18 protein-coding genes are annotated in these 19,477 nt (G+C 65.5%); 6 read left to right on the forward strand and 12 right to left on the reverse strand.

Annotated features, from left to right (window positions below):
* The first annotated feature begins 43 nt into the window (after positions 1 to 43).
* The gene (locus tag N430_RS05550; protein ID WP_110634556.1) at positions 44 to 1,213 is read left to right on the forward strand and encodes an MFS transporter; all 1,170 of its coding nucleotides are present in this window, start codon (positions 44 to 46) and stop codon (positions 1,211 to 1,213) included.
* A 195-nt stretch (positions 1,214 to 1,408) separates the two neighbouring features.
* Here N430_RS05550 and N430_RS05555 read toward each other — a convergent pair whose 3' ends face one another.
* Together N430_RS05555 and N430_RS05560 are read right to left on the reverse strand one after the other, a co-directional pair.
* A complete protein-coding gene (locus tag N430_RS05555; protein ID WP_110634553.1) occupies positions 1,409 to 4,183 on the reverse strand; it encodes an RHS repeat-associated core domain-containing protein in 2,775 nt (924 codons plus the stop codon).
* Between the two features lie 120 nt (positions 4,184 to 4,303).
* On the reverse strand, positions 4,304 to 4,927 hold the full coding sequence (locus tag N430_RS05560) for a glutathione S-transferase family protein (protein ID WP_110634550.1): 624 nt from the start codon (positions 4,925 to 4,927) through the stop codon (positions 4,304 to 4,306).
* Positions 4,928 to 5,059: 132 nt separating this feature from the next.
* On the opposite strand from N430_RS05560, the gene N430_RS05565 reads away from it, so the two are divergent.
* Both N430_RS05565 and N430_RS05570 read left to right on the forward strand, forming a co-directional pair.
* Positions 5,060 to 5,332, forward strand: coding sequence for a hypothetical protein (locus N430_RS05565; protein ID WP_256592083.1), 273 nt, complete (start codon positions 5,060 to 5,062; stop codon positions 5,330 to 5,332).
* 87 nt (positions 5,333 to 5,419) lie between these two features.
* A complete protein-coding gene (locus N430_RS05570; RefSeq protein ID WP_110634547.1) occupies positions 5,420 to 6,145 on the forward strand; it encodes a hypothetical protein in 726 nt (241 codons plus the stop codon).
* A gap of 120 nt (positions 6,146 to 6,265) precedes the next feature.
* Here the strand turns inward: N430_RS05570 and N430_RS05580 are convergent, their stop codons facing one another.
* Positions 6,266 to 6,703, reverse strand: coding sequence for a carboxymuconolactone decarboxylase family protein (locus N430_RS05580; protein WP_110634544.1), 438 nt, complete (start codon positions 6,701 to 6,703; stop codon positions 6,266 to 6,268).
* Positions 6,704 to 6,905: 202 nt separating this feature from the next.
* Between N430_RS05580 and N430_RS05585 the strand changes: the two genes are divergently transcribed.
* Positions 6,906 to 8,102: a cyanate transporter gene (locus tag N430_RS05585; RefSeq protein WP_110634540.1), complete on the forward strand. Its 1,197-nt coding sequence runs from the start codon at positions 6,906 to 6,908 to the stop codon at positions 8,100 to 8,102.
* Here N430_RS05585 and N430_RS05590 read toward each other — a convergent pair.
* Together N430_RS05590 and N430_RS05595 are read right to left on the reverse strand one after the other, a co-directional pair.
* The gene (locus N430_RS05590; protein ID WP_110634537.1) at positions 8,095 to 9,528 is read right to left on the reverse strand and encodes a PLP-dependent aminotransferase family protein; all 1,434 of its coding nucleotides are present in this window, start codon (positions 9,526 to 9,528) and stop codon (positions 8,095 to 8,097) included. The genes N430_RS05585 and N430_RS05590 overlap by 8 nt on opposite strands.
* A 39-nt stretch (positions 9,529 to 9,567) precedes the next feature.
* Positions 9,568 to 9,906, reverse strand: coding sequence for a hypothetical protein (locus N430_RS05595; protein ID WP_110634534.1), 339 nt, complete (start codon positions 9,904 to 9,906; stop codon positions 9,568 to 9,570).
* A 173-nt stretch (positions 9,907 to 10,079) separates the two neighbouring features.
* Here N430_RS05595 and N430_RS05600 point away from each other — a divergent pair, with 173 nt between their 5' ends.
* Complete coding sequence (locus N430_RS05600; RefSeq protein ID WP_110634531.1) at positions 10,080 to 10,652, forward strand: flavin reductase family protein; 573 nt, start codon at positions 10,080 to 10,082, stop codon at positions 10,650 to 10,652.
* Between the two features lie 150 nt (positions 10,653 to 10,802).
* On the opposite strand, the gene N430_RS05605 is transcribed toward N430_RS05600, so the two are convergent.
* From N430_RS05605 to glcD, 5 genes are all read right to left on the reverse strand, one after another.
* Positions 10,803 to 12,971 carry a malate synthase G gene (locus N430_RS05605; RefSeq protein WP_110634528.1) on the reverse strand — a complete coding sequence of 723 codons (2,169 nt, stop codon included), beginning with the start codon at positions 12,969 to 12,971 and terminating at the stop codon, positions 10,803 to 10,805.
* Between the two features lie 149 nt (positions 12,972 to 13,120).
* A complete protein-coding gene (locus N430_RS05615; protein ID WP_110634522.1) occupies positions 13,121 to 13,519 on the reverse strand; it encodes a heme-binding protein in 399 nt (132 codons plus the stop codon).
* Positions 13,512 to 14,747, reverse strand: coding sequence for a glycolate oxidase subunit GlcF (gene glcF, locus N430_RS05620; protein ID WP_110634519.1), 1,236 nt, complete (start codon positions 14,745 to 14,747; stop codon positions 13,512 to 13,514). Before glcF ends, N430_RS05615 begins: the two co-directional genes overlap by 8 nt.
* 10 nt (positions 14,748 to 14,757) lie before the next feature.
* Positions 14,758 to 15,810, reverse strand: coding sequence for a glycolate oxidase subunit GlcE (glcE, locus tag N430_RS05625; RefSeq protein ID WP_110634516.1), 1,053 nt, complete (start codon positions 15,808 to 15,810; stop codon positions 14,758 to 14,760).
* Entirely contained in the window at positions 15,810 to 17,309 is a 1,500-nt protein-coding gene (gene glcD / locus N430_RS05630; RefSeq protein WP_110634514.1) for a glycolate oxidase subunit GlcD, read from the reverse strand. Before glcD ends, glcE begins: the two co-directional genes overlap by 1 nt.
* Before the next feature lie 195 nt (positions 17,310 to 17,504).
* On the opposite strand from glcD, the gene glcC reads away from it, so the two are divergent.
* Positions 17,505 to 18,269 carry a transcriptional regulator GlcC gene (glcC, locus tag N430_RS05635; protein WP_110634511.1) on the forward strand — a complete coding sequence of 255 codons (765 nt, stop codon included), beginning with the start codon at positions 17,505 to 17,507 and terminating at the stop codon, positions 18,267 to 18,269.
* Between the two features lie 95 nt (positions 18,270 to 18,364).
* Here glcC and N430_RS05640 read toward each other — a convergent pair whose 3' ends face one another.
* Both N430_RS05640 and N430_RS05645 read right to left on the reverse strand, forming a co-directional pair.
* Positions 18,365 to 18,682 carry a DUF2388 domain-containing protein gene (locus N430_RS05640; protein ID WP_110634508.1) on the reverse strand — a complete coding sequence of 106 codons (318 nt, stop codon included), beginning with the start codon at positions 18,680 to 18,682 and terminating at the stop codon, positions 18,365 to 18,367.
* Positions 18,683 to 18,788: 106 nt separating this feature from the next.
* Positions 18,789 to 19,388 carry a hypothetical protein gene (locus N430_RS05645; protein WP_110634505.1) on the reverse strand — a complete coding sequence of 200 codons (600 nt, stop codon included), beginning with the start codon at positions 19,386 to 19,388 and terminating at the stop codon, positions 18,789 to 18,791.
* Between the last annotated feature and the right edge of the window lie 89 nt (positions 19,389 to 19,477).

Raw genomic sequence — 19,477 nt, forward strand, 5'->3', positions numbered from 1 at the left:
GCGCTGATCGTAGCATTTGCGGCATAGATAAGGAGCCTTCCCCATGCGTATCAATCCACCCCTCGTGGCACTTGCCATCGGTGCCTTCGGTATCGGTGTCACCGAGTTCGCCCCCATGGGCATGCTGCCCAGCATCGCCGCCGACCTCGGCGTGTCCATCCCTGCCGCCGGGCTGCTGGTCAGCGCCTACGCGGTCGGCGTGCTGCTTGGCGCGCCATTGATGACCCTGGCCACCGGCAAGATCCCGCGGCGCTACCTGCTGATCGGGCTTATGGCGATCTTCACCCTGGGCAACCTGCTGTCGGCGATGGCCACCGATTATCAAAGCCTGATGGTCGCACGCATCGTCACCTCGCTTAACCATGGTGCGTTCTTTGGCGTCGGCTCGGTGGTCGCGGCCAGCGTGGTGCCACCCGAGAAGCGGGCTGGCGCGGTGGCGGCGATGTTCATGGGGCTGACCCTGGCGACCATCGGCGGCGTGCCACTGGCGACCTGGTTCGGTGAACTGCTGGGCTGGCGCACGGCATTCTGGGGTATTGCCGGCCTGGGCCTGGTCGCGATGGTCTCGCTGTGGTTCGCACTGCCCAACCTGCCGCTGCCGAAAAGTGGCGGTGCGATGGCCGAAATCCGTGTGCTCGGCCGCGGGCCGGTATTGTCGGCGCTGGCGCTGACCGTGGTTGGTTCCAGTGCGATGTTCACCGTGTTCACCTACATCGCGCCAATCCTGCATGCCCAGGCACAGGCGTCGACGACCTTCATCACAGCCATGCTGGTGCTGTTCGGCATCGGTTTGACCCTGGGCAACATGTGGGGTGGCAAGGCGGCGGACCGCTCGATCGAGCGAACCTTGATGGTGTCGCTGGCGGTGCTGATCGCTGTGCTGCTGGTGTTTCCGGCCACCTTGGGCTGGTCGCTGCCGACCGCGGTGGCAATTCTGGTGTGGGGCATCGCCAGCTTCGCCCTGGTACCACCGCTGCAGATGCGCGTGATGGAAGCTGCCAAGGACGCGCCGAACCTGGCGTCGGCGGTGAACATCGGCGCGTTCAACCTGGGCAACGCGATTGGCGCGGCGCTGGGTGGCGCAGTGATCAATGCGGGGTTGGGGTATCCGGCGGTTTCGTATGCCGGGGCAGGGATGGCGCTGCTGGGGCTGGTGCTGACCATCGCCTGGCGGACGCGGCCGGTGGTGCCGGTGCAGCAGGCCGCGGTGTAACTGACAGTGGGCTGCAAGGCAGCCCCAAGCTGCGCGCCATCGGCCTGCGTATGCAGCCGGTGCCCAGGTCGCCCGCAAGGGCTCGCAAGGCCTGCTCGGCTCGCGGGACTTCATGGAAACCCCCTTCAGCATCACCACCTACACCAGCGACCAGGTGAAGAACCAGCAGGCCCTCACCCTCGGCGACCTGCCATCTCAAAGGCTGAGACGACGATTTCTACGTGGTGTTTTTTTTGCTGGACTATTCATAAATAGTTGCTGGCGCGAGTTCCTTTGTGACATGCGCTGAACGTTAGACTGATTACCAACTCCACCGGGAGGGGGCCCAGATGTTGACGGTCTGATGCTGTCTAGGCCCGAAGGGTTTGACTGCTCGACTGAGGGCTGGGGATCGGTGCCAAGCGTGGATTCATTACTACGGTAATCCCCCGCAAGGTAGTCCGCTCTAATTTGTCCACCCGAACGATCGGTGGCAGTATGTGGCGAGAACGTTCTGGCATGGGCAAGTGGAATGTCCATTAGTGACTCGGGATCTCGAGCGTATTGAGTGATGTTAACCACACCCGAAGCCCCTCGTACGATCCAGCTGAGAAATGCCCCTGCCATGAATGTACTCATGGCGCCAGATTCGTTTGCGCCGATAGTCATCAGCAGTAAACCGGTAACTTCGAGTATCAAGCCAATGCCATCGCCGATAGCAGTAGCAACAGATGTGGCTCCCTTCAAAGTTCTCGCGTTTCTGGCGACTGCCGAGCGTAGGCGTCTCATTGAAAAGGGCCTGGTTCTGTCTTCTGTCGCTATGTGATAAGCCCTGACAATGTATGGAAGATTGGCCAGCACGAACGAAGCAATGCCAATGGTAATGCCAATTACCCTGCTGGCAATGGTAAATGCATCCACATCCGTGGGAGCGGGTGGGGTGGAACCCGATGCCTCGGAGCTGAACCAGCCCGAGTCATCGGGGGCTTCAGTCGGGCTCAACCCGGCGTTGTCCTGATAGCGCAATGGATTGCTCCTGACCATCCGATACAGGTTGGCACCATCGACCAGCCCCGCAGGATCTGCACTCAACCATCTTGCCAGTCCCGGTTGGTAGTAACGCCAGCCGTAATAATAGAGTCCGGTGATATCGAGCTCCTTGCCGGAGTAGCGCCAGGTTCGCAGGGTCAGCCCATCCGCATCGGACTTGCCCTCATCCAGGCCCGTACTCTCGCCGAACGGCGCATACTCTTCACGGCTGACCAGCTTGCCTTCGTGGTCGGTTTCGCCGCCCACGCTGCCCAGGTGGTCGCTGATGGCGTAACGCACATGAACCTCACCGCTAACGCGGTCATGAACCCAGCGTACCTCCGACGTTTCACTGATGACCACGTGCTGCTGCGGGAGTGTCTGGCCGTCGAGCCGTCGCTGGCGTATTTCGCAACCCTCGAGATAAGTCGTGATCGTTGTCTGCCTGGCGCTTGCGGTGGTCGCCGTAGTGACCTTGCGCGTGCGTGTGCCGCCATCGGCGTAGTGGTAGCGCTCGGTGTCATCCCCAGCCCCACCATCACGGACCACCAGGCGTACCTGCCGTAGCTGGTTGTCCGCCAGCCACTCCAGCGGCCTGCCGTCGGCCAGTTGTTTTTGCAACCCGCCGGGGAGGAAACCCGTGTCAGGCAGCAGGTCGTGGCCCTGCGGTAATGCCCGGTTGCTTTGGCTGGAAACGATCAGCGCGCGGCTACGCCAGCCATTGCTGTGCTCCAAGTGGGTCAGGTTGTCGCCGTCATCGTACCCATACCGCTCGCTGTACCGGTTCCACACACTCCCGCCCTGGCGGTCCGCAGCGCTGAACGCGGCGGACCAGAAACCAGCTACCGGTACGCGTTCGCGCCCGGTCGCGCTGGCCAGGCGGTACAGGGTGTCATAACGGAATTCACGCAGGCCGCTGACCTGCCGATTGCGGAACCACCCCGGGTCGGCGCCCTGATCATCGAGGGTCCGGAGGTTGCCGACCGGGTCGTGCTGGTAGTGCAGGTCGCAGATCACCAGAGCACCTTGTGGATGGGCAGAGGGGCGCGCCGTCTGGTGACGACTCAGGCGATGGGTGATGGGTGAGTAGGCATAGGTATCCACCACGCCGTTGCCCGCTGTCTGTGACAGCACTGTTCCATCTGCCCTGCGCCGTACGTCCCTGAGCACCACGGCCTGGTCGTTGGCATCACCCAGCAAAACTTCGCACACCGCGCCGCTGATGTCATAGGTTGTCAGTGTGGTGACGTCGGCGGCGTTGGTCTTTTCCAGTACGGCGCCTGTGGCGTCGTGGCGAGCCTTCATGAGCCAGGGCGAAGTTTCTAGCTCATCTTCGCTGTCACCTGCCCAGTCTGGCAGGCCCGCATCGACACATAACAAGTGCCGCCGAGTTTCCAGCACCTGATCGGTCAAAGAACGCGAGCGGGTATGAATGACGCCGGCATTGTCGAACTGCTCGATGGGGCAGCCAGCCAGGTTGCGGCTTCGATTGGCCGCTTCAACCGCTGCATAGTCAACACGTTCTCGCTGGCGCGACACACCACCGGCTGCCTGCTCGAGTGTCGTGCTCGGTCGCCCCCCTTCGTTAGGCGCTTCGTACATGTATGTATTGAAAGTGTCCTGGGCATTTTGAGCCCACAGGGGCCGGCCGGCGCTGTCGGTCAGGGTCCGCGTGGAGTCGCCGTCGGCGGTATGCAGCTTGAGTTGCTGCCCGTCGAGCTGGACAACGGTGCTGGAATCCGGCAGCAATGGCGACCCGGGGGCCACCCTGAGCGGTCGGGCGCCGAACACCCTGGCCGTGCGCGTCAGCAGGTCCGCCTCGGTGCGCGTGAGCAGCCAGCGGGCCAGCGGAATATCCGGATGGCGCAGTAGGCGCAGGGCCAGCACTGGCAGGTCGAGGCTGGATTTGGCTACCACATCTGGCGTATGGGCATGAAGGGCAGCAAGTGCGGTGTTGCGCATCGGCAGGCTCTAACAAGGGGAAATGCTCATGGGCGAGTCTAAGGCCCAGGCTTGCACCGTACACCTGGCAGAATTATCAGGTCACGAACCTCTCCTGAGCCTGAACTGCGCGTTCCCCGGTCAAGGCAGGCCGTTGCGCCCGTGGGCGAGATAGCCCGGTCGTTGGCTGAGGCGCTCGTAGTAAGCGCTCACGGCAGGCAGGTCAGGGTGGTTCAGCGGTGTGGCGAACCAGCGCTGCACCGACAGGCCGATAGGAATGTCGGCCAAGGTGAAGTGCTCGCCGGTAACGAAGGCGCCAGTTTTGGCCAACTGCTGTTCGAGGATGCCCATGTAACGGGCCCAATCGGCACAACCGGCAGCCAGGGCTTTGGCATCCTGGTGTGCAGGCGACTGGCGCACCAGCGACATGAACGGGTAGCTCCACGCCCGGTTCAGATCCGAGGCCTGCCAGTCGATCCACTGATCGACACGGGCCCGTGCCTGCGCCTCGGTGGGATAAAAGGCCGCATCGCCATAGCGGTTCGCCAGGTAGCGGATGATGCTGTTGGATTCCCACAGGGTGAAGTCGCCGTCCTGGATCACCGGGACCATGGCGTTGGGGTTGAGCGTGAGGAACTCGGGCGCGTCGGTGGGCTGGAAGCCGATGCCCCAGTCTTCACGCGTGAAGGGGATGTTGAATTCCGCGCAGGCCCACAGCACCTTGCGCACGTTGATCGAAGAGGCCCTGCCGAGTATCCGTAACATGCGGTCGTCCTTGATGGGGTGAACGCTGATCGTCGACGACGGTGTCTTTCTGGTCAAGCCAGATCTGAAGCAGGCATTCGCCCCCGGCTCTGGCAAGGTGGAACGCCGACCACGCCAGGCTCGAATAGCCTCATGGATGCCTTATACCTCATCGCCCTCGGCGGCATCCCGCTGGGCCTGCTGGGTGGGCCGTTGGGCGGAATCGGTGGCTTTACCGGCACAGTGCCTACACTGTGGTGTACCTTGCGCGGCTTCGAGCGCGATAGCGAGCGCGCGGTGATCCAGAACTTCAACCTGTCGATGCTGCTGGTGACCCTGCTCACCTACCTCGGCACCGGCGTGGTGACCCGCAACATCCTGCCCGCGTTCGGCTGCTGCTGGCCATGGCGCTGCCGCAGTTGTTGAGCCGTTGAGCGCTTGCCTGGCGGCGCTGAACTTGGCACCCTTTGCGCCGCATCGATCCTCCGTGCCGTAACAGAAGGAAGCGCACCGTTGAGTTGGGACAAAGTCGGCAAACGCCTGGTCACCCTGCTGCTTGGCCTGCTGGTCTTGCTGGTGGCGTATGGGCTGCTCAAGGACCATCCACGGCTCGAGGCGACCCTGACCTACGCCTACCTCACCTATCCCAGCCAGTTCAGCGAGCGCATCAGCAAGGCCAACGAGCAACTCAAGTACGAGCAGTTGCAGCCGCGCATCAACACCATCAGCGGCGGTGCGCTGAGCCCGTATCAGGTCGACAAGCTGATCGAACTGGCCCAGGCTCCTTATTTGCAGCTGTTTGCCAAGCCGTTCGAAGCCGGGTTGGTCGATCACCGCACCGGCTTGCTCATCGACCTGCACAACCGTGGCGACAGTGATGTGCGTGAGGTGAAGATCCGCCTGCCGGCCAAGGGCCTGGTACAGGTGCGCGATGCGGCAGGTAACGACACCCTTTACGAGGCGGCGACGGCGCAGGTGCAGATACCGGCCATCGAGAAGGGCGGGGAGTGCAGGGTCTGGGTGTATTTCGACGCCGACTATTCGCAGATTCGCCAGAGTGGCATCGGTGTCAGCTTTGCCGGTGGCGAAGCCAATGTGCGGGTCTACCGCGAGTTCACCGGGTTCCCGGCATTGGTGGCACGCTATAGCAGCGAGCTGGTGGGGCTGCTGGGGGCGTTGCTGCTGGGTGTGCTGGGGATGGGGTATGCCTGCCTGACCCGGCGGCGCGCCCTGGCCTGAGTATTCCTGCACCGGCCTCTTCACGGGCTCGTCCGCTCCCACAGGTACTGCACAAGGCTTGAGCGCTGTGGTGTCCCTGTGGGAGCGGGCAAGCCCGCGAAGAGGCCAGTGCAGGATGACTCAGGCCGGAACCATGGCAAAGCCTACGCCAAAGCGGTTCCAGGCATTGATGGTGGCAATGGCCAAGGTCAGGTTGGCCACCTCGGCCGGCTCGAAGTGCTGCTGCAGCGCTTCGTATTCCGCTTGCGGTGCGCCACGCTCGGGCAGACGGGTCAGGCACTCCACCCAGGCCAGTGCGGCACGTTCACGCGGGGTGAAGTAAGCCGTTTCCTGCCAGACGCACAGGGTCTGCAAGCGCGCCTCGGTCTCGCCGGCCTTGCGCGCATCATTGGCATGCATGTTCACGCAGTAGGCGCAGCCGTTGATCTGCGAAGCCCGCAGGCGCACCAGCTCCAGCAGTGAGTTTTCCAGGCCACTCTTGGCCAGGGCCTGCTCCAGGCCGACCATGGCCTTGTAGGCTTCCGGCGAGTGCTTGGCCCATTCGATACGGTTATGCATGGTGTGCTCCAGGACATGCGTTGTGGATATGACGCTACCTTAGCGCCCACTGCACATTGGCCCGATAGCCAATCGCACGTTTTGCCGGGAGGCCAATCGGGCCATTAAGGTGGCCACTGACCTGCATCCAATCTCTTCATTTCTACCCTGACTGCCTGGACAGGATAATGGCCGGCTCAAGCGTTGGGAGTATCGATTCGTGATGAGAGGGGCATTGAACCTGTTGCTGGTGATCTTGCTGGCATTGAACCTGAGGCCGATCCTGACCAGTATCGGCCCGTTGCTCGAGCCGATGCGCGCCAGCACCGGGCTGGGCTACCAGCAGGCGGCATTGCTGACCGCGTTGCCGGTGCTGTGCATGGGCCTGGTGCCGTTGCTGCAGCCCTGGCTGCGGCGTTGGATCAGCGAACACGGTGGCATGCTCGGTGGCCTCGGCGCCATTGCCCTGGCCTGCCTGTGGCGGCTGCAACTGGACAGCGCCTGGGCGCTGATCGCCAGCGCGGTGCTGGCCGGGTTGGGCGTGGCAGTGGTGCAGGGCATGATGCCGGGCCTGGTCAATCGCTGGTTCCCCAGCCGCCTGGCCGGGACCATGGGCCTGTACTCGGCGGCGCTGATGAGTGGCGGTGGCCTGGCGGCGGTGCTTGGCCCGCACATCAGCGGGCACTTCGGCCACTGGCAGGCCGGGCTTGGCGTGTGGGCGATCCCGGCGGTGCTGGCGGTGCTGGCCTGGGCCGCACTGCGTCCTCGTGACAGCGCGCCAACGCTGGCCGGCGCCACGGGCGGGCACTGGTTCGGCACGCGCCGGGCCTGGTTGCTGGCGCTGTACTTCGGCCTGATCAATGGCGGCTATACCAGCATGGTCGCGTGGCTGCCGGCCTACCACCTGGAACACGGTGGCACGGCGCAGGGCGGCGGTGACCTGGTCGGCCTGATGACCATCTTCCAGGTGTGCGGCGCCCTGGGCCTGCCGCTGTTGCTGCGCGGTTTTGCCGACCGTCGGCCGGGCTTGTGGCTGGCGCTGTCGATCCAGCTGGCGGGCTTCCTCGGCTTGCTGCTGGCACCGACGCTGGCCATGGGACTGTGGGTCGCGATGATCGGCTTTGGCCTGGGCGCCTGCTTCAGCCTGAGCCTGACTTTGACCCTGGAGCACCTCAAGACCCCTGCAGAGGCCGGCAGCCTGGCGGCCTTCGTGCAGGGCATCGGCTTCATCATCACTGGGATCATCCCGTACATCACCGGTTGGTTGCGCGATGTCAGCGGCGACTTCCAGGCATCCTGGACGCTGCTCACCGTCACTGTGCTGGCGATGTTGCTGGTGACTGCCTGTTTCGCCCCGCGCGGCTATGCCGCGGCGATCGCCCGGCCACGCCAGGCTGGCCAGGCGGCGCAGGTCAACTGAGGCGCTGCAGGGTATCGCGAACCCGGTCCAGCGCCGGGTCGATATCCAGCAGTTCGATGGCGCCGAAGCCCAGCAGCAACCCCTGGCGCACCGGTGCTTCGTTGAAGAACGGCGCCAGCGAGTACAGGCCGACCTCCACCTTGCGGGCGAGGTTGGCCAGCAGTTCAACGTCCACCCCCGGCCGCGCCAGGGCGCTCAGATGGAACCCGGCGCTGGCGGGCACGGCGCTGAACCAGGGCGCCAGGTCGCCCTCCAGCCGCGCCAGGATGCGCTCGCGGCGGCCGCTGTAGATGTCATGGCAGCGGCGGATGTGCTTGTTCAGGTGGCCCTCGCCAATGAACCGCGCCAGTGCCCACTGCAGCAAGGTCGGGCTGTGCCAGTCACTCAGGTGCTTGGCCACGCACGCTGCGCTGAGCACCGCCGGGGGCAGCACCGCGTAACCCAGGCGCAGTTCCGGCAACAAGGTCTTGGAGAAGGTCCCGACATACGCCACCAGCCCTTGCCGATCGAGGCGCTGCAAGGCATCGGCGGCCGGGCCGTGGTAGCGGAATTCGCAGTCGTAGTCGTCCTCGATGATCAACGCACCAAGCTCGGCGGCCCGTGCCAGCAAGGCATGACGGCGGGCTTCGCTCATCGGCATGCCAAGCGGAAACTGGTGCGAAGGCGTCACGTAGATCAGCCGCGTGCCCTCGGCGATCTGCGCCACGCACATCCCCTCATCGTCCACCGGTACTGACTGCAGCTTTGCACCCAGGGCCAGGAACAGCTGGCGGGCCGGCGGGTAGCCGGGGTCTTCCATGGCCACCTGGCAGCCGGGCTCGACCAGTACCCGGGCGATCAGGTCCAGGGCCTGCTGGGCGCCGTTGCACACCAGCACGTCCGCCGCACTGCAATGCACGCCGCGGGCGTAGGCGATGTGGTGGGCGATGGCCTCGCGCAGTTCGGGCAGGCCCTGGGCGGCAAACTGCCGCTCGGGGTGCCGCTGGCTGCGGCGCAAGGCGTAGTTCAGGCAGCTGCGCCACTGGTCGAAGGGGAACTGCGCCTTGCTCGAGGCGCCGCCGACGAAGTCGTAGCGCGAAGGGGCTTGCTGGGTGCGCCGGGCGAGTACCGTGGCGCGTTGCTGCCAGCGCTCCAGTGACGCGGCAGCAGCCAGGGGCACGGTCTGTGATTCACCGCTGCGCTGCGGTTGGCGCGGGGTGATGAAGGTACCACGGCCGACCACGCCGCTGAGCAGGTTGTCGTAGGTCAGCCGCGAATAGGCTTCGGCCACGGTCTTGCGCGACACGCCCAGTTGCTCGGCCAGCAGCCGGGTCGGCGGCAATTGCGTGCCGGCGGCCAGGTGGCCGCTGTCGATGCCGGCGCGCAGTTGCTGGTAGAGCTGGTCGGCCAGGCCTTTGCGGCCGTCCAGGCGGATGTGCAGTTCCATGATCACTGTCCGAAGCACGAGAGTGCTGAGGATAGCGGATCACAACCGTGCGGTGCTCACCGTGATGTAACCCTTGTCGTTCACGTCAATGCGTATCACTGTTTCATCCGCTGAAGCCTTGCGCTTCTGCTTGATGCGCACGCCCTTGACGCCGATGGCGCGCATCCGGTGATGGATGGCTCGCCCGCAAGGATCGAAGAAGATCTCGCTGGCCAGCAGTTCGATGCGTTCGACCAGTTGCCGGGTGTGCTCGTCTGTGGCGCAGAAGAACAGTACGCCTGACAGGTGTGGGTCGTCGTCCGGGTTGTTGACGTCGTGGGCCAGCAGTTCGCGCAGGGCACTGCGCAGTTCGGCGTTGGTGCGGGACTCTGGATACATGCACAGCCTCCTTTGGGGCGAATACGTCGATCTTGTTTTCACCCAACCCAAGGCGGCAAGTAAGGTGCTTCGGAATGCGCTGTAGGAGTTTTCTGCAAATACGAGAAAGGTGCTTGCCGGGCAGGGATGCGGCACAATTCCTCGCCTGATTTCTGCGCTGAGTGAGGAGCCCGATGAACAGCCACTTCCAAGCCGTCGACCTGCAAAAGGCCTACCGCCTGCTCAACCACGGGCCGACCGTGCTGGTGTCGGCCAGCCACGAGGGGGTGGACAATGTCATGGCTGCCGCCTGGGCCTGTGCGTTGGACTTCGACCCGCCCAAGGTCACCGTGGTGCTGGACAAGAGTGCCCGCACCCGGCAACTGGTCGAGGGCAGCGGCTGGTTCGTGATCCAGGTGCCGACCGCCGCTCAGGCGCAGTTGACCCACCAGGTGGGTACCCGCAGCCTGTTCGACCAGCCGGACAAGCTGGCCAGCATCGGCGTCGAGCTGGCGCGGGTGGAGGGGCATGTCGCGCCGCTGGTGCAGGGATGCTCGGCCTGGCTGATGTGCCGGGTGATCGATGAGCCGCATAACCAGAACACCTATGACCTGTTCATTGGTGAAGTGGTGGCGGCCTGGGCGGATGACCGGGTGTTCCGCGAGGGGCATTGGGCGTACGAAAATGCCGACCCGCAGTGGCGCAGCCTGCACTATGTGGCGGGTGGGCATTTCTATGCGATTGGTGAGCCGGTGGTGGTCGAATGAGGTAGCCCGTGCTGGCCTCATTCCTGTAGGAGCGGCCTTGTGTCGCGAAAGGGCTGCATAGCAGCCCCCGGCAATATCTGCGTTAGCCCAGAAACCTGGGGCCGCTTTGCGGCCCTTTCGCGACACAAGGCCGCTCCTACAAGGCCCGTGTTATTGTTGAATCTCCTGTTTGAACTTCAAGCGCCACCCGTGCAGCAACGGTTCGGTGTAGCCACTCGGCTGTTCACGCCCCCTGAACACCAGCGCCTGCGCCGCACGGAACGCATGCGAACCCGCGAAATTCCCGGCCATCGGCCGGTACGCCGGATCCCCGGCATTCTGCTGGTCCACCACCGCAGCCATGCGCTGCAAGGTCGCCTCGACCTGGTCACTGCCGACCACCCCATGGTGCAGCCAGTTGGCGATGTGCTGGGCCGAGATGCGCAAGGTGGCGCGATCTTCCATCAGCCCTACGTCATGGATGTCCGGCACTTTCGAGCAACCGACGCCTTGCTCCACCCAGCGCACCACGTAACCCAGGATGCCTTGGCAGTTGTTGTCCAGCTCGGCCTGGATATCGGTTGCACTCCAGGGACGATCCGGGCTCACCGGAATGCTCAGCAGGTCATGCAGTAGCTGCTCGCGCTCGGCGCCCAGGTCGACATTTTCAAGCTGTGCCTGCACCGCCGCCACGTCCACCTGGTGATAATGCAGCGCATGCAAGGTCGCGGCGGTAGGTGAGGGCACCCAGGCAGTGTTGGCGCCGGCGCGGGGCTGGGCGACCTTCTGTTCGAGCATGGCCGCCATCAGGTCGGGCATGGCCCACATGCCCTTGCCGATCTGCGCCTTGCCGCGCAGGCCGCAGGCCAGGCCCACCAGTACGTTGCTGCGTTCGTAGGCCTGGATCCAGGCGCTGCCTTTCATGTCGCCCTTGCGCAGCATGGCGCCAGCTTCCATGGCGCTGTGCATCTCGTCGCCGGTGCGGTCGAGGAAGCCGGTGTTAATGAACACCACCCGCGCCGCCGCACTGGCGATGCAGGCTGCGAGGTTGACGCTGGTGCGCCGCTCTTCGTCCATGATGCCCATCTTCAAAGTGTGCCGGGGCAGGCCGAGCAGGTCCTCGACACGGCCGAACAGCTGGTCGGCGAAGGCGACTTCGGCCGGCCCGTGCATCTTCGGCTTGACGATGTACAGGCTGCCCTCGCGGGAGTTGCCGCGGCGCTTGAGGTCGTGCAGGCCGATCAGGCTGGTGACCACGGTGTCAAGGATGCCTTCGGGGATCTCCCGGCCATCGCGGTCGTGGATCGCCGGGTTGGTCATCAGGTGGCCGACGTTGCGGATGAACAGCAGCGAGCGGCCGGGCAGGGACAGGGGCTGGCCATCCGCGCCGTGGTATGTGCGGTCCTCGGCGAGCGTGCGGGTGAAGGTCTTGCCGCCTTTGCTGACCTGCTCGCTGAGGTCGCCTTTCATCAGGCCCAGCCAGTTGCGGTAGACGTTGACCTTGTCCTCGGCATCCACCGCCGCCACCGAGTCTTCGCAGTCGATGATGGTGGTCAGTGCGGCTTCGACGAGGATGTCCTTGACCCCGGCGCGGTCGGCCTTGCCGATGGTGCTGGCCGGGTCGATCTGGATCTCGAAATGCAGGCGATGGTGTTGCAGCAGGATGGCCGATGGCTGGCCGGGCTGACCTTGATAACCGCGCAGTTGCGCAGGCGCTGTGAGGCCGACCTGGCGGCCATCGCTCAAGGTCACCTGCAGTTTGCCCTGATGGATCGCGTAGGCCTGGGCGTCCGTATGGGATGCGCCTGCAAGCGGCGCCGAGCGGTCGAGAAAGTCCCGGGCGAAAGCGATCACACGGGCGCCGCGCACCGGGTTGTAGCCTTGGCCGCGCTCGGCGCCGTCGCTTTCGGGGATGGCATCGGTGCCGTACAGCGCGTCATACAGCGAGCCCCAGCGTGCGTTGGCGGCGTTCAGCGCGTAGCGGGCATTGCTCAGCGGGACCACCAGTTGCGGGCCGGCCTGCTCGGCAATTTCACGGTCGACCTGGGAGGTGCTGATACGCACTTGCCGTGGGGTTTCAACGAGGTAGCCGATGTTGCGCAGGAACGCCTGGTAGGCGGCCATGTCGCTGATCGGGCCCGGGTGCTGGCGGTGCCAGGTGTCCAGTTCGTGCTGCAGGCGGTCGCGTTCGGCGAGCAGTTCGCGGTTGCGCGGGGCGAGGTCGTGGACCAGGCTGCTGAAGCCTTGCCAGAAGCTGGCGGCGTCGATGCCGGTGCCGGGCAGTACTTCATCCTCGATGAAGCGTTGCAGGATCGGGGCGACCTTGAGGGGATGGGTCATTGTCTTCTCGCTCGGTGTACAGATTCAGAAAATGTGCTGCTTGTGCCGGCCTCTTCGCGGCTAAAGCCGCTCCTACAGGTACTGAGCAACCTTTGAAACCTGTGCTGTCCCTGTGGGGCGGGTTCACCCGCGAAGGGGGCGGCGCCGATTCAAAGGGCCGCCACGCCCGCCTTGGCCACCTGGGCATCCTGCTCGGGCTTGACCCCGGACACGCCGACGGCGCCGACGACCTGGCCATCGACCAGCACAGGCACGCCGCCTTCCAGGCTGGTCAGCAACGGCGCGGTGACGAAGGCGGTACGCCCGCCATTGACCATCTGCTCGAAGTCGCGGGTTTCCTTGCGCCCGAGGGCGGCGCTACGGGCTTTTTCCATGGCGATGTAGGCGCTGGACGGCGCACAGCCGTCCATGCGCTCCAGGGCCAGCGGATGGCCGCCGTCGTCGACCACGGCGATGGTCACCTTCCACTGTTGCGCCTGGGCTTCCTGGCGGGCGGCAGCGAGCAGGCGGGTCACTTCCGCCTGGCCGATCACGGATTTGCTATGCATGGCTGTTCTCCTGGCTCAAGGCTGTTTCGACAATTTCGATCCAGTGCCGCACCGGTGTACGTCCAGCCCCGTCGAGGTGGGTCTGGCAGCCGATGTTGGCGGTGGCGATGACTTGCGGTTTGCCGCTTTCCAACGCGTTCAGGCGGTTGTCGCGCAATTGCCGCGACAGCGCCGGCTGGGTCAGCGAATAGGTGCCGGCCGAGCCGCAGCACAAGTGGCCGTCCGGCACCGGGGTGAGGGTGAAGCCCAGGCGCGTCAGCAGGCTTTCCACCTGGCCGCCGAGCTTCAGCGCATGTTGCAGGGTGCACGGGCAATGGAAGGCCAGGCGCTGTTCGGCGCACAGGCCGAGTTGTTCGACCGGCTCGTCGCGCAGCACTTCGACCAGGTCCCGCGACAGGGCGCTGACCCGTGCAGCCTTGGCGGCGTAGTGCGGGTCTTTTTCCAGCAGGTGGCCGTAGTCACGCACAAAGGCACCGCAGCCACTGGCGGTCTGTACGATGGCCTCGGCACCGGCCTCGATGGCCGGCCACCAGGCATCGATGTTGCGCCGGGCGCGTTCCAGGCCCTGCTCCTGGGCATTCAGGTGATAGTCCACTGCACCGCAGCAGCCGGCTTCGTACGCCGGCTCCACGCTGATCCCCAGGCGGTCCAGCAGGCGCGCGGTGGCGGCGTTGGTGTTGGGCGACAAGGCGGCCTGCACGCAGCCTTCGAGCAGCAGGATGCGCCGGGCATGGCGGGGTGCGGGCCGCTCGCCGGGCGGCGTCACCTGGGCCGGCAGCTTGCTCTTGAGGTTGGCCGGCAGCACCGGCCGCAGAGCCTGGCCGGTGCGGGTCAGGGCCTTGAACAGCGCCGGGCGTGGCACCACGACGCGCAGGCCCTGGCGCAGCAGGCGCTGGCCGAGTGGGCGCGGGACCTGCTGCTCGACCACGGCGCGGCCTATGTCCAGCAGGTCGTGGTATTTCACCCCCGATGGGCAGGTGGTTTCGCAGTTGCGGCAGGTCAGGCAACGGTCCAGGTGCAGTTGCGTGCTGGCGGTGACCGGCGCGCCTTCGAGCACTTGCTTGATCAGATAGATGCGCCCGCGTGGCCCGTCCAGTTCGTCGCCGAGCAACTGGTAGGTCGGGCAGGTGGCCGTGCAGAAGCCGCAGTGCACGCAGGAACGCAGGATGCTTTCGGCTTCTTCGCCACGGGGCAGGCGCTTGGCGCTTTCGCTCAGGTTGGTTTGCATGGGCGTGGCCTCACAGGTCCGGGTACAGGCGGCCAGGGTTGAACACGCCCTGGGGGTCGAGTTGCTGCTTGAGCGCGAGGTGGTAGCGCATCAGCGCCGCCGGGAGCGGCGCGCTGCTGTCGTCGCCGGGGGCATACAGGGTGGCGTGGCCGCCGACCTTGGCCGCGTGTTCACGGATCAGTTGCGCCGGTGCCGCCGACTTCAGCCAGCGTTGCGCGCCGCCCCAGTCGATGAGCTGCTGCCCCGGCACGTCCAGTTCGCCACTGGCCGTCGGCAGCGACAGCCGCCACAGCGGCGCCGGGTCGTTGAAGAAGGCCAGGCGCTGTTCGCGCAGGTCGCTCCAGAAGCGGCTGTCGAGCACCTCGCCGCCCAGGCGCTGGCGCGCCGACTGCACCGAGCCTGCACCGCCCTCCAGGCGCAGGTGCAGTGCTTCGCCATCGTGGCAGGCGGCGCTGATCGGCAGCGGTTGCTGGCCCCACTCGGCCAGTTCGGCCAGGGCCTGGTGGCGGTCCATCGGCAGGCGCAGGCTGAGGCATTCCCGTGGGCGTGGCAGCACCTTCAGCGACACCTCGGTCAGCAGCCCCAGGCAGCCAAAGCTGCCGGCCATCAGCCGCGAGACGTCGAAGCCGGCGACGTTCTTCATCACCTCGCCGCCAAAGCGCAGCAGCTTGCCGTGCCCGGTGATGACCCGCGTGCCGAGTACGTAGTCACGTACCGACCCGGCCCAGGGCCGGCGTGGCCCGGACAGCCCGGCCGCGACCATGCCGCCCAGGGTCGCCTCGGCGCCCAGGTGTGGCGGTTCGCAGGGCAGCATCTGCCCGGCCTCGTGCAGCGCCGCCTCGATCTCCAGCAACGGCGTGCCAGCCCGAGCGGTCAACACCAGCTCGGTCGGGTCGTAGCTGACGATGCCGCGGTGGTTGCGGGTATCGAGGATTTCGCCGGCCGCCGGGCGGCCGAGCATGGCCTTGCTGTTGCCGCCCTGGATGCGCAGCGGCGTGCCCAGGTTCAGAGCCTGGTTGACCTGTTCGAGCAGGTCCTGGCTCATGTCGCGGTCCATGCTCATCAGAAGCGCTCCAGCTCAGGGAAGGGCAGTTGCCCGTGATGCACGTGCAGGGCACCGAACTCGGCGCAGCGGTGCAGGGTGGGGATGTTCTTGCCCGGGTTGAGCAGCCCTTTTGGGTCGAACGCCGCCTTCACGGCATGGAACAGGGTGATTTCGTCGCTGTTGAACTGCGCGCACATCTGGTTGATCTTCTCGCGCCCCACGCCGTGCTCGCCGGTGATGCTGCCACCCACTGCCACGCACAGTTCGAGGATGCGCCCGCCGATGGCTTCGGCGCGCTCCAGCTCGCCAGGCAGGTTGGCATCGAACAGGATCAACGGGTGCATGTTGCCGTCACCGGCGTGGAACACGTTGGCCACGCGCAGGCCGTATTCCTCGCTCAGCTCGCTGATGCCCTTGAGCACCCGCGGCAGCTCGCGGCGCGGGATGGTGCCGTCCATGCAGTAGTAGTCGGGCGAAATCCGCCCCACCGCCGGGAAGGCGTTCTTGCGCCCGGCCCAGAAGCGCACGCGCTCGGCTTCGTCGCAGGCCAGGCGCACTTCGCGGGCGCCGGCTTGCTTCAGCACCTGGTCCACCCGCTCGCAGTCATCCTGCACATCGGCTTCGACGCCATCCAGCTCGCACAGCAGGATGGCGGCCGCATCCACCGGGTAGCCGGCGTGGATGAAGTCCTCGGCGGCGCGGATCGCCAGGTTGTCCATCATCTCCAGGCCACCGGGGATGATGCCGGCGGCGATGATCTCGGCCACCGCACGGCCGGCGTCCTCGACGCTGTCGAAGCTGGCCAGCAGTACCCGCGCCACCTGGGGTTTGGGCAGCAGCTTGACGGTCACTTCGGTGACGATGCCGAGCATGCCCTCGGAGCCGGTGAACAATGCCAGCAGGTCGAAGCCAGGGCTGTCGAGGGCATCACTGCCCAGGGTCAGGCGTTCACCCTCGACGGTAAGAATCTCGACCTTGAGCAGGTTGTGCACGGTCAGGCCGTATTTCAGGCAGTGTACGCCACCGGCATTTTCGGCGACGTTGCCGCCGATCGAGCAGGCGATCTGCGAAGAAGGGTCGGGTGCGTAATACAGGCCGTGGGGGGCGGCGGCCTGGGATATGGCCAGGTTGCGCACACCGGGCTGCACCCGGGCGAAACGGCCTTGCGGGTTGACTTCGAGAATGCGGTTGAAGCGCGCCATCACCAGCAGGATGCCCTTGGCCAGCGGCAGCGCGCCGCCCGACAAGCCGGTACCGGCGCCGCGCGCTACCACTGGTACGCCACGGGAGTGGCAGAGCTTGAGCAAGGTTTGCACCTGTTCCAGGCGTTCGGGCAGCACTACCAGCAGCGGCACGGTGCGGTAGGCCGAGAGACCGTCGCACTCGTACGGCTTGAGGTCTTCTGCGCGGTGCAGGATCTCAAGGTCGGGGAGGGCATCACGCAACGCTTGCAGCAGCGCGGGCAGGTCCACGGCGGGCAGCGCTCCGTCGACACGTTCGTCGTAGAGGATGTTCATCAGGCTCACTCAGCGGCAGTTTTTGTTGTTGTGGGCAAACCGGTCACGCTTGCAGCCTGCGCGCTTGAGTGGGGGTGGTCGAGGGTGCGGGGCACTGGTCCTACCAGTTTTTCCGCGAAATACTGGTTATCGCTGGGTTCAAGCGGCTAGATTGGAGCCATCGACAGCAGTGGTCCTACCAGTTGGAGTCAGTGCATGGGAATTGAAGGCAAGGCCAAGGTCGCGGACCAGGTGGCCGAGCGGGTCGAGCGGCTCATCGTCGAAGGCGTGCTCAAGGTTGGCCAGGCCTTGCCGTCGGAACGGCGCCTGGTGGAGAAACTTGGCTGTTCGCGCTCGGCACTGCGTGAAGGCCTGCGCATCCTGCGTGGGCGCGGCATCATCGATACCGAGCAGGGGCGTGGCTCGTTCGTCGCCGACCTTGCCGGGCAGGCCAGTGCCACGCCGTTGATGCACCTTTTCAGCTCGCAGCCGCGCACATTGTTTGACTTGCTGGAGGTGCGCGCCTTGCTGGAGGCCGAGTCGGCGCGCCTGGCGGCGTTGCGCGCCACCGATATCGACCGCCTGCTGATCCGCAGGCGCTACGAAGACATGCTGGATGCCCATGCTTCTGTCGAAGTGCTGGACCCACGCGAGCATGCCCGGCGTGACCATGCCTTCCACCGGGCGATCAGCGAGGCGTCGCACAACCCGGTGCTGGTGCATACCCTGCAGTCACTGAGCGACCTGACCCTGAGTACGGTGTTCGCCTCGGTCAACAACCTCTATTGCCGCCCGGCGCAGAAGCGCCAGATCGATCGCCAGCATGCGCGCTTGTATCACGCGGTGATGGAGCAGATGCCCGAGCAGGCGCAGCGGGCGGCGCGTGAGCATATCAACGGGATTCGCGACAGTTTGCGGGAGATCGAGCAGGAAGAGCAGCGCTTGGTCAGGGCGACCATGCGCATGGATGGCTGGGGCTGAGGTCATCCTGTGCCGGCCCTTTCGCGGGGCAAGCCCGCTCCTACAGGCTATGTGCAGGAGCGGGGCCCCGCGAAGAGGCCTGTGCAGGCGCTACATCAATGATGAGCGATCGGATCATCCTGGGACAGGATTGCCCGGGCCAGCTCTTCGTCACTGGCCTGCAACCCAGGGTTGTCCTTGCGGGCCTGTTCCAGCGCCGACTCCACATAGGCGCCACGGATGGCACCGCCGCTGGCGACGAAGGCGGAAAGCTCGTCGCGTGCGGGGATGATCCGTTTGTCATCCTTGAAGGTCGAATACAGCGAGGCGGAAACACCGGCCGAGGTGGCGACGTCGCCCGCATCGACGCGGGCCAGGGCCGCACCGGCAGGCAGCAGGAGCAGCAGCGCAGGGGCGAGGAGTAGGTGGCGCATGTCGTGTTCTCCAGTAACGTGAAGTACAAGGAAAAAACCACTCACTGCTTAAGATGGCGGGCGAGTGGCGGGAGTTCCCTGTTTTCTGCCGGAGCGTCGTTGCGCCTTACACCTTGCTGCCCAGCAGGCGCTGCAGCGAAGCGTCGAAATCGCGCAGGGCATCGGCCTTGGCAGCCTGTTCATCGTCCAGCATCCGCGCCACATTGCTGACATCCTTGCGCGCACGCCCTTCGGCGCGGCCGATGTAGGTCAGCTGGCTGTCGAAGAAGCGCGCCACCACCCGGCTTTCAACGTCTGCCGTGGCCAGGCGGCTTTCGCTGTCCAGCAGCACGATCACGTCCGGGTGGTCGGCGAGCAGGCTGTCCAGGTCTTCATAGAAGGTCACCTCGGCGAACTGCTGGGCCAGCGAATGTGCCAGCCAGTCGTAGGCCTGGCTGCCACCGCGCAGGGTGGCCACCGGAATGCTGCGCGGCTGCACTTTGGCCGCCGCGTTGCCACGGTGCTGCTGCAGGTAGCTGAGGGTGCTGTCGGCATTGCGCCCAAGCAGCACGGCCACGTGCTGCCCCGGGGCCAGGGCCACGTTGGATAGAGCGGTGGCCGAGTAGAAGTGCCCGTAGGGCTGGGCAGCCTGCTGGCCAGCCGGCGCGGCACAACCGCCAAGGGCAGCGAACAGGGCGAGCAGGGCAGCGAGCATGCCGGTTTTCATGGGTAGCGCCTCATCGATCAGTGAATGCCGCCATCTTCCGCCCGCAGTGGCTGCGGCGGAACTTGATGGCATTCATGGTGGCTATCGAT

This window comes from Pseudomonas sp. CC120222-01a (assembly GCF_003097235.1).
In the GTDB taxonomy this organism is placed as follows: domain Bacteria; phylum Pseudomonadota; class Gammaproteobacteria; order Pseudomonadales; family Pseudomonadaceae; genus Aquipseudomonas.

Bases quoted from the DNA above. Each gene is read 5' to 3' on its own strand.
- glcD (WP_110634514.1), bottom strand. From the start codon at position 17,309: ATGAACATCCTCTACGACGAACGTGTCGACGGAGCGCTGCCCGCCGTG.
- glcF (WP_110634519.1), bottom strand. From the start codon at position 14,747: ATGCAAACCAACCTGAGCGAAAGCGCCAAGCGCCTGCCCCGTGGCGAA.
- glcE (WP_110634516.1), bottom strand. From the start codon at position 15,810: ATGAGCATGGACCGCGACATGAGCCAGGACCTGCTCGAACAGGTCAAC.
- N430_RS05600 (WP_110634531.1), top strand. From the start codon at position 10,080: ATGAACAGCCACTTCCAAGCCGTCGACCTGCAAAAGGCCTACCGCCTG.
- N430_RS05555 (WP_110634553.1), bottom strand. From the start codon at position 4,183: ATGCGCAACACCGCACTTGCTGCCCTTCATGCCCATACGCCAGATGTG.
- N430_RS05605 (WP_110634528.1), bottom strand. From the start codon at position 12,971: ATGACCCATCCCCTCAAGGTCGCCCCGATCCTGCAACGCTTCATCGAG.
- N430_RS05640 (WP_110634508.1), bottom strand. From the start codon at position 18,682: ATGCGCCACCTACTCCTCGCCCCTGCGCTGCTGCTCCTGCTGCCTGCC.
- N430_RS05590 (WP_110634537.1), bottom strand. From the start codon at position 9,528: ATGGAACTGCACATCCGCCTGGACGGCCGCAAAGGCCTGGCCGACCAG.
- N430_RS05585 (WP_110634540.1), top strand. From the start codon at position 6,906: ATGAGAGGGGCATTGAACCTGTTGCTGGTGATCTTGCTGGCATTGAAC.
- N430_RS05580 (WP_110634544.1), bottom strand. From the start codon at position 6,703: ATGCATAACCGTATCGAATGGGCCAAGCACTCGCCGGAAGCCTACAAG.
- N430_RS05645 (WP_110634505.1), bottom strand. From the start codon at position 19,388: ATGAAAACCGGCATGCTCGCTGCCCTGCTCGCCCTGTTCGCTGCCCTT.
- glcC (WP_110634511.1), top strand. From the start codon at position 17,505: ATGGGAATTGAAGGCAAGGCCAAGGTCGCGGACCAGGTGGCCGAGCGG.
- N430_RS05615 (WP_110634522.1), bottom strand. From the start codon at position 13,519: ATGCATAGCAAATCCGTGATCGGCCAGGCGGAAGTGACCCGCCTGCTC.
- N430_RS05595 (WP_110634534.1), bottom strand. From the start codon at position 9,906: ATGTATCCAGAGTCCCGCACCAACGCCGAACTGCGCAGTGCCCTGCGC.
- N430_RS05565 (WP_256592083.1), top strand. From the start codon at position 5,060: ATGGATGCCTTATACCTCATCGCCCTCGGCGGCATCCCGCTGGGCCTG.
- N430_RS05550 (WP_110634556.1), top strand. From the start codon at position 44: ATGCGTATCAATCCACCCCTCGTGGCACTTGCCATCGGTGCCTTCGGT.
- N430_RS05560 (WP_110634550.1), bottom strand. From the start codon at position 4,927: ATGTTACGGATACTCGGCAGGGCCTCTTCGATCAACGTGCGCAAGGTG.